Source organism: Microbacterium pseudoresistens (genome assembly GCF_013409745.1).
Taxonomy (GTDB): Bacteria; Actinomycetota; Actinomycetes; order Actinomycetales; family Microbacteriaceae; genus Microbacterium; species Microbacterium pseudoresistens.
This window is the reverse complement of sequence record NZ_JACCBH010000001.1, coordinates 2,758,447-2,770,694: the sequence shown is the minus strand read 5'-3', so window position 1 is coordinate 2,770,694 and position 12,248 is coordinate 2,758,447. Positions and strand designations below refer to the sequence as shown.

The window sequence follows — 12,248 nt, the reverse complement described above, 5'->3', positions numbered from 1 at the left end:
GGACCCTCCTGTGGAAGACTGGCGGCATGCCGCTGATCGCCCTCACGGGAGGCATCGCCTCGGGCAAGTCGACCATCGCCGCACGCCTGGCCGCGCACGGCGCGGTCGTCGTGGATGCCGATCGCATCGTCCGCGAGGTGCAGTCCGCGGGCTCGCCTGTGCTGGATCGGATCGCGGCGGAGTTCGGGCATGACATCCTCACCGCCGACGGCGAGCTGGATCGGTCGGCGCTCGGAGCCCGCGTGTTCGGCGACGCCGGCGCCCTGGCCAGGCTGAACGCCATCGTGCATCCCGCCGTGCGGACGGAGTCGGCGAGGCAGTTCGCGGCGGCGTTCGCTGAGGACTCCCAGGCCGTCGTCGTCTACGACGTGCCGCTGCTCGCCGAAGCCCGGTCGGACGACTCCTGGGATCTCGTCGTCGTCGCCGATGCGCCCGCAGCGCTGCGGGTCACGCGCATGGTCGAGCAGCGCGGGATGGGTGAGGCCGATGCGCGTGCACGGATCGCCGCGCAGGTCTCCGACGCCGACCGGCGCGCTCTCGCCGATGTCGTGATCGACACCTCCGGCTCGATGGAGGACACCCTCGCGCAGACCGATGCGCTGTGGCGGCGTGTCGCGGGCCGATCCTGATCAGGTCGCTTCTCTACGCTCTTGCTCTATCCGGACACCGGAGCGACGTATGCGGCGGAACCAGACGATGGCGCCGACGATGAGCAGAATGAGCAGGAGCGCCGCGAGGAGCGGTACGAGGATCGCGGCCGCTGCAAGGGCGAACGATGCTCCGTCCTCCGCGGTGCTGAGCACGGGTGCGGCGAGGCCTGCCGTCAGCGTGTTGCCGGCGACGCGCGCCCCCGCCTTCATGACGTGCACGGCGAGGGCGATGACGATTCCCACGACGATCGGCACCCACGCGTTGTCGGCGAAGAACGAGGACGGGTCGTCGACGGCGATGGTCTGCGCTCCCGACCCGGCCCCGAAGGCCACCCCGCCCGCGGCCGGACGCAGCAGGCTCTGCACGACGTCGTTGAGGGAATCGAGGGCGGGGATCTTGTCGGCGACGATCTCGAACACGAGGAGACCGCCGATGATCCAGAGCGCGAGATCGCCCGACAACCATGACCACCCCGCGGGCAGTTGAACGACGGGGATCACGCGGTCGGCGAGCCCGAGCAGGAACAGCGGCATCCACGCGTTGAGCCCTGCGGCGGCGGCCAGGCTCATGCCGATGACGAACTCGATCACACCGACCACCCTACGGCCCGCACTCGGCGTTATCCCAGGTGTCGTCGCTAATCTGAGGGCGTTGGAACAGAGCCCGATTCCGGGCGCGCGCCGGAGCGCTGGCCAGCCGCCGTCGCGGTGCGGAGACCTTCTGTCTGCCGACCTCATGGGCGTGGCCGAAGCCATGCCGTCATGCCGTCACACAGGAGCATCGTCGTGGACATCCAGAAATCGGGCCTTTCCCGCCGTACCGTCATCAAGGGAGCGGCGTGGTCCGTTCCCCTCGTCGCCGCCGCTGTCGCGGTACCCGCACGAGCGGCGAGCGCAGGCGGCTCGGTAGCCGAGCAGTTCGACTTCTACCTCACCGCGGGCGAGGTCATCGGCAACGCGAACGCGGCCGGTTCCGTGCGTTCCAACGGGGTGCGGATCTCTCCGACCGATCCGTCCGATCCGAAGGTCGTCGCCGCGGGAACCGTGTTCACGGTGACCCTCACGTACACGGGATCGAACCCGGGGTTCAGCTTCTTGAACACGCCGTACGGCGTGGACTGGATGAAGGCGCAGAACCCCGCCTGGCCGGCGATCGACGTCACCGCCAACACCGTCACGTTCTCGGCGACGACGGCCTTCGCGAGCACGGAGCCGACGATCGGCTCCTACGAGTGGCTGCTCGACCCCGCCGTGCGCCCGGAAGACAACTCGCTTACGTTCACCGGCACGGTTGTCCTGGCTCCCGGAGGCGATTTCCCCGACGGTGGAACGCTCGTCAACATGATCGTCGACCCGAACCTGGGTACGGGGTCCCTCGCCGGGCCGACGCCGCCCAGCTGGCCCGAGGCGTGACGCACTGACCGGTGGACGGGCCGCGGACGTCGAGGTCGCGGCCCCTTTGTCGGAGGTCCCGCATACGCTGGAGTGATGCAGACCACGCGCAGCGTCCGGCCCTTCGAGGTCGTCAGCGAGTACGCTCCTGCCGGCGATCAGCCGCAGGCGATCGCCGAACTGGCGGCGCGAATAAACGCAGGTGAGACCGACGTGGTGCTGCTGGGGGCCACGGGTACGGGAAAGTCCGCGACGACCGCGTGGCTCATCGAGCAGGTGCAGCGGCCGACGCTGGTTCTGGCGCACAACAAGACGCTCGCCGCGCAGCTGGCCAACGAGTTCCGCGACCTCATGCCGCACAACGCGGTGGAGTACTTCGTCTCGTACTACGACTACTACCAGCCCGAGGCCTACGTGCCGCAGACGGATACTTTCATCGAGAAGGATTCCTCGGTCAACGCCGAGGTCGAGCGGCTGCGGCACTCTACGACGAACTCGCTTCTCAGCCGGCGCGATGTCGTGGTGGTCTCCACCGTGTCGTGCATCTATGGACTGGGCGCGCCGGAGGAGTATCTGCGGGCGATGGTCGCCCTCCAGGTGGGGGAGCGGTACGACCGCGATGCCCTCATCCGACAGTTCATCGCGATGCAGTACAACCGCAACGACGTCGACTTCTCGCGGGGCAACTTCCGGGTGCGCGGCGACACGATCGAGATCATCCCGGTGTACGAAGAGCACGCGATCCGCATCGAGCTGTTCGGCGACGAGATCGAGGCGCTGTACTCGCTTCATCCGCTCACCGGAGAGGTCATCGAACGCCTCGACTCCGTGCCGATCTTCCCCGCATCGCACTATGTCGCCGGCACCGACGTCGTGCAGCGCGCGATCGGCCAGATCGAGGACGAACTCACTGAGCGCCTCGCCGAGCTCGAGAAGCAGGGCAAGCTGCTGGAGGCGCAGCGGCTGAAGATGCGCACGAGCTTCGACCTGGAGATGCTGCAGCAGCTCGGGTTCTGCTCAGGCATCGAGAACTATTCGCGGCATATGGATGGGCGAGAGCCCGGCGAGCCGCCGCACACGCTGCTCGACTTCTTTCCCGACGACTTCCTGCTCGTCATCGACGAGTCCCATGTGACGGTGCCGCAGATCGGCGCGATGTACGAAGGCGACGCCTCGCGCAAGCGCACACTCGTCGATCACGGATTCCGGCTGCCGAGCGCGCTGGACAACCGGCCGCTGCGCTGGGACGAGTTCACGAAGCGCATCGGTCAGACGGTGTACCTCTCGGCGACACCGGGCAAGTACGAGATGGGCATCGCCGATGGCGTGGTCGAGCAGATCATCCGTCCGACCGGACTGGTCGACCCGAAGATCGTCGTCAAGCCCTCGAAGGGGCAGATCGACGACCTGCTCGAGGAGATCCGCGTGCGGGTCGAGCGCGATGAGCGCGTGCTCGTGACGACCCTTACCAAGAAAATGGCCGAAGAGCTCACCGACTTCCTCGGCGAGCACGGCGTCCGAGTGCGCTACCTGCACTCCGACGTCGACACCTTGCGTCGCGTCGAACTGCTCACCGAGCTGCGCGCCGGCGTGTACGACGTGCTCGTCGGCATCAACCTGCTTCGCGAGGGGCTCGACCTGCCTGAGGTATCGCTCGTCGCGATCCTCGACGCCGACAAGGAGGGGTTCCTGCGGTCGGGCACCTCGCTCATCCAGACCATCGGTCGCGCGGCGCGCAACGTGTCGGGCGAGGTGCACATGTATGCCGACACGATGACCGACTCGATGCGCAACGCGATCGACGAGACCGAGCGCCGTCGTGAGAAGCAGATCGTGTACAACACCGAACACGGCATCGATCCGCAGCCGCTGCGCAAGCGCATCGCCGACATCACCGACGTGCTTGCTCGGGAGGCATCCGATACGCGGGAGCTGCTGAGCGGAAAGAACGCGACGGGCAAGGGCAAGAGCCCCACGCCGCGATTGGGTTCGAAGGATCGCACCGGGATCGCCGCCGAGGGAGCTCAGCAGCTGGAGGCCACGATCGCCGACCTCTCCGAGCAGATGCTGTCGGCCGCGGGCGAGTTGAAGTTCGAGCTCGCTGCGCGCCTGCGCGACGAGGTGCAGGACCTCAAGAAGGAGCTGAGGGCGATGGAACGCGCCGGTCACGCCTGACGCCGTCACGTGCGACCGTGCGTTCGCGGGGAAGGCGGATCACGGGCAGTGCAGAAGCGGCTTCGGCCCGGTCCTGTCGATCTCGTGCTCGCTCATTGGTGCTCCGCAGAGCGGGCATGCCCGCTGAGCCCGCTCGGCCTCGGACGGCGGCGGGGTCGTCTCGTACGGCCCGACGGAGGCGGGACCGGCGACGCGGATGAGCGTGCTGTTGAACCATGCGTAGAACCCGCCGGCCTCGCGGATGCGGTCGCTCAAGCGCGCTCGAGGAGCGTCGGGCATCGGATCGTCCATAATGCTTAGTGTACTAATGATTAGCGCAAGTATGATCGAATCATGTCAGAACCCACGGACGACGAACTCCTGCTGCTGCAGAACCAGCTGTGCTTCGCGCTGGTGACCGCTGCGCGCAACATCGTCGCCATTTATCGGCCGATCCTCGAGCCGCTGGGTCTCACGCATCCGCAATACCTCGTCATGCTCGCTCTGTGGGAATCGGCGCCGCTCTCCCTCGGAGAACTCGCGGAAGCTCTGGCGCTCGAGTCGGCCACGGCATCACCCCTCGTGAAGCGTCTCGAAGCAGACGGGCTGGTGGTGCGTCGGCGCGGATCGGCAGACGAACGGCGGTTGGAGATCGACGTCACGAACGAGGGCTGGGCGCTGCGCGAGCGGGCCGTGACCGTGCCGCGCCAGGTAATGTCCCGGCTCGGCATGGATGCCGCACACGTCAGCGCGGTGCGCGACGGCCTCGCCCCGTTCGTCGGCGCGGTGACGCTATGACCGACGGGCGGTGAGAGGATCGGACGATGGATGCCGCCGCCACAGAACTCGCCGATCGCGTTCGCGCGCTGCTCATGGCCGAGCCGGGCCTGGAGGAGAAGCGGATGTTCGGCACGCGCGCCTTTCTGCTGCACGGCCGCATCCTCGTCGGGGCCCGCAAGAACGGTGTGCTTCTCGTGCGCGTGACGGACGAGAAGGGCGCGGCGCTGCTCGCCGAGCCAGGAGCCTCTGTGGCGGTGATGGGCGCGAAGACCATGGGGCCGAGCTGGCTCGACGTGGCACCCACGGCCATCGGCGACGACGAGTCGCTCATGTTCTGGATCGGCGCCGCCAGGGAGAGCGCGGCCGAGACGTCGAGCTGACCGAACCCGGGGCTGGCAGTGCAGCGGAGCCGATGTCGGTGGCCCCTCCTAGACTTGTCGGGTGCCGATTGTTCCCGTTGCCAGCCCAGGAAAGCTCAGTGTCCGCGGTGCCCGCGTGCACAACCTCAAGAACGTCGACCTGGAGATCCCGCGCGACTCGCTCGTCGTCTTCACCGGGCTCTCGGGCTCGGGAAAATCCAGCCTCGCCTTCGACACGATCTTCGCCGAGGGGCAGCGCCGATACGTCGAGTCGCTGAGCGCCTACGCCCGTCAGTTCCTCGGGCAGGTCGACCGTCCCGACGTCGACTTCATCGAGGGGCTGAGCCCGGCGGTGTCGATCGATCAGAAGTCGACCAACCGCAACCCGCGATCCACCGTGGGCACGATCACCGAGATCTACGACTACATGCGTCTGCTGTGGGCGCGCATCGGCATCCCGCACTGCCCCGAGTGCGGCGAGAAGATCCAGCGGCAGACCGTGCAGCAGATCGCCGACCAGCTCATGGAGCTGCCCGAACGCACGCGCTACCAGATCGTGGCGCCCGTGGTGACGCAGAAGAAGGGCGAGTTCGTCGACCTGTTCCGCGAGCTCGGCGCGAAGGGGTACGCGCGCGCGATCGTCGACGGCGAGCTCGTCCAGCTGGCCGAACCCCCGGCGCTCAAGAAGAGCTACAAGCACGACATCGCCGTCGTCGTCGATCGTCTCGTCGCCGCTCCCGACATCCTCGGCCGGGTCACGGACTCGGTCGAGACGGCGTTGGGGCTCGCCGGCGGCGTGGCGCAGGTCAACTTCGTCGACGAGGAGGGCGACGACGCCTGGCAGTCGTTCTCCGAAAAACTCGCCTGCCCCAACGGGCACGCCATCACGCTCACCGAGATCGAGCCGCGCACCTTCTCCTTCAATGCGCCGTTCGGCGCGTGCCAGGCCTGCTCGGGGCTGGGTACGCGGATGTCGGTCGACGTCGATCTCATGCTCGGCGATGAGGACCTCTCCATCAGCGAGGGAGTCATCATCCCGTGGACCACCCAGGGCAAGGGCCTGTTCCAGTACTACGAGCGGCTGCTGGAGGGCCTGTCGCGCGACCTCGACTTCTCGCTCGACACACCGTGGCGGGAGCTCCACTCGGATGTGCGCGACGCCGTGCTGCACGGCGAGAACTACAAGGTCACCGTCAAGTGGAAGAACCGTTACGGGCGGGAGATGCGGTACACGTCGGGTTTCGAGGGCGTCGTGCCGTATATCGAGCGCCAGTACCTGCAGGCCGAGAGCGACAACCAGCGCAACCGCTGGGGCGAGTTCCTGCGCGAGGTGCCGTGCCCCGTGTGCAACGGCGACCGGCTCAAGCCCGAGGTGCTCGCGGTGCTCGTGCACGGGCACTCGATCGCCGAGGTCTCGCACATGAGCCTCGCCGACGCGCAGGTGTTCATGCAGAAACTCGAGCTGACCCCGCGCGAGGCGAAGATCGCCGCGCAGGTGCTGCGCGAGATCCGGCTGCGTCTTGACTTCCTGCTGCAGGTCGGCTTGGCCTATCTCAACCTGAGCCGTTCCGCAGGATCGCTGTCGGGTGGCGAAGCGCAGCGCATCCGTCTCGCCACGCAGATCGGGTCGGGCCTGACCGGGGTGCTCTACGTGCTCGACGAGCCGTCGATCGGGCTGCACCAGCGCGACAACCGCCGCCTCATCGAGACGCTCGTCACCCTGCGCGACCTCGGGAACACGCTGATCGTTGTCGAGCATGACGAGGAGACCATCGCGGCCGCCGACTGGATCGTCGACATCGGCCCGGGAGCCGGTGTCGGAGGTGGACTCGTCGTCCACTCCGGCCCTTACGAGGCGCTGCTGTCGGCCGAAGGGTCGCTCACCGCCGACTATCTGGCCGGTCGCCGCGAGATCGTCACTCCGGCCACGCGACGACGCATCGACAAGAAGCGGATGCTCAGCGTCGTCGGCGCGCGGGAGAACAACCTGCAGTCGGTGACGGCCGACTTCCCGCTCGGCGTGATGACGGCGGTGACCGGCGTCTCCGGGTCCGGCAAGTCATCGCTCGTCAACGACATCCTCTACCGGGTTCTCGCGGGCCGCCTGAACGGAGCCCGCAACGTGCCGGGCAAACACACGCGCGTGACGGGCCTGGACAACCTCGACAAGGTGGTGCACGTCGATCAGGCGCCGATCGGCCGCACGCCGCGTTCGAACCCGGCGACGTACACGGGCGTCTTCGACCGCATCCGCACACTGTTCAGCGAGACGCCAGAGGCGAAGGTGCGCGGTTATCAGCCGGGCCGGTTCAGCTTCAACGTCAAGGGAGGGCGTTGCGAAGCGTGCTCCGGCGACGGCACGATCAAGATCGAGATGAACTTCCTGCCCGATGTGTACGTGGACTGCGAGGTCTGTCACGGCAAGCGGTACAACCGCGACACGCTCGCGGTGCATTACAAGGGCAAGAACATCGCCGAGGTGCTCGAGATGCCGATCGAAGAGGCGGCCGACTTCTTCGAGCCGATCCAGGCCATCCACCGCTATCTGCGCACTCTTGTCGATGTGGGGCTCGGATACGTGCGGCTCGGCCAGTCGGCCACGACGCTCTCCGGCGGCGAGGCGCAGCGCGTGAAGCTCGCCACCGAACTGCAGCGGCGCAGCAACGGCCGCAGCGTGTACGTGCTCGACGAGCCGACCACGGGGCTGCACTTCGAAGACGTGCGCAAGCTCCTGGAGGTGCTGAACGGGCTCGTCGACAAGGGCAACACCGTCATCGTGATCGAGCACAACCTCGACGTGATCAAGTCGGCCGACTGGGTGATCGACCTCGGTCCCGAAGGCGGCTCCGGCGGCGGGCAGATCGTCGCCGTCGGCACGCCCGAGCAGGTGGCGCGGGTCGAGGAGAGCCATACCGGACAGTTCCTCGCCGAGGTACTCGGGGTGGACCGGGCGGCGCGCAAGGCGGGCTGATGGCGCAGGAGCTTCCGTACAAGCCGCGACAGGGGGAGATTCCGACCGATCCCGGCGTCTACCGCTTCCGCGACGAGCAGGGTCGGGTGCTGTATGTCGGCAAGGCCAAGAATCTGCGCCAGCGGCTGTCGAACTACTTCGCCCCCCTGCGGACCCTGCACGAGCGCACGAGGCGCATGGTCACGACGGCGTCCTCTGTGGAGTGGACGGTCGTGGCGACCGATGTCGACTCGTTGCAGCTCGAGTACATGTGGATCAAGGAGTTCGATCCGCCGTTCAACGTCCGCTACAAGGATGACAAGTCCTACCCGTTCATGGCGGTCACCCTCGGCGACGAGGCTCCACGGGTCATGGTCACCCGCAACCGGCGCATTCCGGCGGCCGCATACTTCGGCCCGTACCCGAAGGTATGGGCGGTGCACGACACGATCGACCTGATGATCAAGGTCTTTCCCATCCGCACCTGCAGTGACGCCAGCTACCGGCGGGCCATGCAGACGGGGCGCCCGTGCTTTCCCGGCCAGATCGGCAAGTGCGGCGGGCCCTGCTCGATGACCGTGACGATCGAGGAGCACAGGGCGATCGTCGATGACTTCGTCGCTTTCATGGCCGGGGGAGACGAGCGATTCACCCGCGATCTGACGGCCCGCATGCGCGAGGCCTCAGCTGCCATGGACTACGAGAGCGCCGCGAAGTACCGCGACAAGCTCGCTTCGATCGAGGCCGTGCTCGGCAAGAGCGCGCTCGTGTTGCCGCAGGACGAAGACGCCGATCTCTTCGGCATCGCCGAGGACGAGCTCTCCGCGGCCGTGCAGCACTTCGTCATCCGCGGTGGGCGCGTGCGTGGTGTGCGCGCGTCGACCCTGGAGAAGGAGATCGACATCGCGGGCGCCGAGCTCGTCGATCAGATCCTGCAGCGCACCTATGGCGATGCCGAGGGTGCCGACGTGCCGCGCCGCGTTCTCGTCCCGGTGCTCCCCGACGACGCGGATGAGCTCGCGCAGTGGCTGCGCGAGCGGCGCGGACGCCGGGTGGAGCTCGCCGTGGCGCACCGCGGGCAGCGCGCGGAACTCATGCGCACCGCCACGGTGAACGCGCAGCAGGCGCTCATCCGTCACAAGATGCGGCGCTCCAGCGACTACGTGGCGCGCACCCAGGCGCTCACCGACCTGCAAGACGCGCTGGGGCTGGACGAGGCGCCGCTGCGGATCGAGTGCTACGACATCTCGCACCTGAGCGGTACGAACGTCGTCGGCTCGATGGTCGTGTTCGAAGACGGCCTCGCGCGCAAGGATCAGTATCGCTCCTTCAACATCGCCGAGACGACCGACGACACCGACTCGATGTACCAGGTGCTGCGCAGGCGTCTGGCCCATCTCGATGCGCCCGAGGACGGGGAGAGCGAGAACGGTGACGGTGCCTCCCCGAAGAAGCGCCGGTTCGCGTATCCGCCGCAGCTGCTGCTCGTCGATGGCGGCAAGCCGCAGGTCGAGGCTGCGGCCCGCGCACTGCGCGACGCCGGACACCCCGAGATCGCCCTCGCGGGCATCGCGAAGCGGCTTGAGGAGGTGTGGATGCCCGGCGATGACTTCCCCGTCATCCTGCCGCGCACGAGCGAGGCGCTGTACCTCATCCAGCGCTTGCGCGACGAGGCGCATCGGTTCGCGATCACGCATCAGCGCAAGCGGCGCAAGCGCGACATCTCGTCGGTGCTGGCCGAAGTGCCGGGTCTCGGCTCGGCGCGGATCAAGACCCTGCTCCGCCACTTCGGATCGGTGGCCGCGCTGCGGTCTGCGACGCCGGAGCAGATCCAGGAGGTCTCCGGGATCGGCCCGACTCTCGCCGAGAGCATCAGCGCCCACCTCGCCGCCCGTTAGCTCGATAGGCTGGTCGGAAGAGAGGGAGCATCGATGGGCGCGGGTGACACGGGCGAGTTCATGATCGTCACCGGAATGTCGGGCGCGGGGCGGTCGACGGTGGCGAACGCGCTCGAAGACCTGGGCTGGTACGTCGTTGACAACCTGCCACCGCAGATGCTGCGACCGCTGCTCGACCTGTCGAACCTCGGCGGAGCCGCCCTGCCGAAGGTCGCCGCCGTGGTGGACGTGCGCGGACGCAATCTTTTCGACGACTTCCCTGGTGCTGCCCGTGCCCTGCGCCAACACGGCACCGTGCGCGTGCTCTTCCTCGACGCCGCCGATGATGTGCTCGTGCGCCGCTTCGAGTCGGTGCGGCGACCGCATCCGCTGCAGGGCAACGGCACGATCCTCGACGGCATCCGTATCGAGCGTGCGCGCGTGGCGCCGCTGCGCGAGGCGGCCGACATCGTCATCGACACCTCGGGTTTCAACATCCACCAGCTCGCGACCAGGGTCACCGAGCTCTTCACCGAAGAGGGCGATGCCAGGCACCGTCTCACGATCATGAGCTTCGGGTTCAAGTACGGGCTGCCTGCGGATGCCGACCTCGTCGCCGACATGCGCTTTCTGCCGAACCCGTACTGGAACGACGAGCTGCGTGCATACTCCGGCCGGGAGGCGCCCGTTGCCGATTACGTGCTGTCCCGCGAAGGGGCGCAGGAGTTCCTGACCGCGTACACGGCCGCGCTGGGGCCGGTTCTCGCGGGGTATCAGCGCGAGAACAAGAGCCACTCGACGGTGGCGATCGGCTGCACGGGCGGGCGCCACCGCTCCGTGGCGGTGGCCGAAGAACTGGCCAGGAGGTTGTCTGCGGTGCCGGGTGTGGCCGTGACTGTGCAGCACCGCGATCTCGGCCGGGAATGAGGTCGGCGCGGTCTGTGCGCGGGGCCGGAGCCGAGTAGGCTGGAACGTCGCGTCGCACTCGGACGCAGGGGAATGTGAAGGAGAGTCGTGGCACTCACCACCGATGTCAAGGCCGAACTCGTCAGCATCCGCAACGCGCCGCCCACGGTGCGCGTCGCGGAGGTGACCGCGGTGCTGAGGTTCGCGGGTGGACTGCACTCCATCGCGAACCGGGTCGCCGTCGAGGCCGAGGTGGATGCCGATCTGCTCGCCCGCCGCGTCGCCCGCGACCTCGCCGAGTTGTTCGGCGTGCGCCCCGAGATCGCCCAGGTCCAGGGCGCTTCCGGTCATGACGGCGCACGGTACGCCGTGCGCGTGATCGGCGCGGGGGAGACCTTGGCGCGTCAGACCGGCCTGCTCGATCAGCGTCGACGCCCGGTGCGCGGACTGCCGAACCGACTCACCACGGGGTCGCGTCAGGAGCTCGCCGGCCTGTGGCGCGGCGCCTTCCTCGCGGCCGGCTCCCTCAGTGAGCCCGGACGTTCCGCGGTGCTCGAGGTGAACTGCCCCTCGTCCGAGGCCGCGATGGCGCTCGTGGGCGCGGCGCACCGTCTCGGAATCGCGGCGAAGGCGCGCGAGGTGCGCGGAATGCCGCGCGTCGTCGTGCGCGAGGGCGATGCGATCCGCACGTTGCTGAGCCTGATGGGCGCCGAGCGGACCGCCGCGGCGTGGGAGGAGATGCGTCAGCGCCGGGAGGTGCGCGCCGGGGTCAACCGGCTGGTGAACTTCGACGATGCGAACCTCCGTCGCTCGGCGCAGGCCGCCGTGGCGGCGTGCGCCCGTGTGGAGCGTGCGCTGGAGATCCTCGGCGACGGGGTTCCCGAGCACCTGCGCACCGCGGGCGAGCTGCGTCTCGCGCATCGCGATGCGAGCCTGGACGAGCTCGGCCATCACGCCGATCCACCGCTGACCAAGGATGCCGTGGCCGGCCGGATCCGCCGCCTGCTGGCAATGGCCGACAAGCGGGCGCAGGCGGAGGGCATCCCCGGCACCGAATCGGCCGTGCCCGCGGGAATCGAGATCTGACCCTTTGCCGATGCCAGCTTTCGGCGACACGCCGGGACGTGTCATCCGGGGAAGCATCCGGGTGTCCGAGGCGTTGCCGATCACTAGGATGGGA

11 protein-coding genes are annotated in these 12,248 nt (G+C 68.1%); 9 read left to right on the top strand and 2 right to left on the bottom strand.

Going from position 1 to position 12,248, the window contains the following annotated elements:
- Positions 1-26 precede the first annotated feature (26 nt).
- Positions 27-629 (top strand): dephospho-CoA kinase, encoded by a 603-nt coding sequence (gene coaE / locus BKA02_RS13580; protein ID WP_179434833.1) that lies wholly within the window; start codon positions 27-29, stop codon positions 627-629.
- Here the strand turns inward: coaE and BKA02_RS13575 are convergent, their stop codons facing one another.
- Positions 630-1,241, bottom strand: a complete 612-nt coding sequence (locus BKA02_RS13575) for a DUF4126 domain-containing protein (RefSeq protein ID WP_343045425.1) — start codon at positions 1,239-1,241, stop codon at positions 630-632.
- A gap of 195 nt (positions 1,242-1,436) precedes the next feature.
- On the opposite strand from BKA02_RS13575, the gene BKA02_RS13570 reads away from it, so the two are divergent.
- On the top strand, positions 1,437-2,063 hold the full coding sequence (locus BKA02_RS13570; protein ID WP_179434831.1) for a hypothetical protein: 627 nt from the start codon (positions 1,437-1,439) through the stop codon (positions 2,061-2,063).
- 75 nt (positions 2,064-2,138) lie between these two features.
- Entirely contained in the window at positions 2,139-4,217 is a 2,079-nt protein-coding gene (uvrB, locus tag BKA02_RS13565; protein WP_179434829.1) for an excinuclease ABC subunit UvrB, read from the top strand.
- Positions 4,218-4,256: 39 nt separating this feature from the next.
- On the opposite strand, the gene BKA02_RS13560 is transcribed toward uvrB, so the two are convergent.
- Positions 4,257-4,508 carry a hypothetical protein gene (locus tag BKA02_RS13560; RefSeq protein WP_246286033.1) on the bottom strand — a complete coding sequence of 84 codons (252 nt, stop codon included), beginning with the start codon at positions 4,506-4,508 and terminating at the stop codon, positions 4,257-4,259.
- A 42-nt stretch (positions 4,509-4,550) separates the two neighbouring features.
- Between BKA02_RS13560 and BKA02_RS13555 the strand changes: the two genes are divergently transcribed.
- The 6 genes from BKA02_RS13555 (at position 4,551) to whiA (ending at position 12,154) form a co-directional block, all read left to right on the top strand.
- On the top strand, positions 4,551-4,994 hold the full coding sequence (locus BKA02_RS13555; protein WP_179434827.1) for a MarR family winged helix-turn-helix transcriptional regulator: 444 nt from the start codon (positions 4,551-4,553) through the stop codon (positions 4,992-4,994).
- A 26-nt stretch (positions 4,995-5,020) separates the two neighbouring features.
- Positions 5,021-5,356 (top strand): TfoX/Sxy family protein, encoded by a 336-nt coding sequence (locus tag BKA02_RS13550; protein WP_179434824.1) that lies wholly within the window; start codon positions 5,021-5,023, stop codon positions 5,354-5,356.
- 61 nt (positions 5,357-5,417) lie between these two features.
- Positions 5,418-8,306, top strand: coding sequence for an excinuclease ABC subunit UvrA (gene uvrA / locus BKA02_RS13545; RefSeq protein WP_179434822.1), 2,889 nt, complete (start codon positions 5,418-5,420; stop codon positions 8,304-8,306).
- Positions 8,306-10,183, top strand: coding sequence for an excinuclease ABC subunit UvrC (gene uvrC, locus BKA02_RS13540; RefSeq protein ID WP_179434820.1), 1,878 nt, complete (start codon positions 8,306-8,308; stop codon positions 10,181-10,183). The genes uvrA and uvrC overlap by 1 nt, the downstream gene beginning before the upstream one ends.
- A gap of 33 nt (positions 10,184-10,216) precedes the next feature.
- Complete coding sequence (rapZ, locus tag BKA02_RS13535; RefSeq protein WP_179434818.1) at positions 10,217-11,089, top strand: RNase adapter RapZ; 873 nt, start codon at positions 10,217-10,219, stop codon at positions 11,087-11,089.
- An 87-nt stretch (positions 11,090-11,176) separates the two neighbouring features.
- Positions 11,177-12,154 carry a DNA-binding protein WhiA gene (gene whiA / locus BKA02_RS13530; protein WP_179434816.1) on the top strand — a complete coding sequence of 326 codons (978 nt, stop codon included), beginning with the start codon at positions 11,177-11,179 and terminating at the stop codon, positions 12,152-12,154.
- Positions 12,155-12,248: the final 94 nt, after the last annotated feature.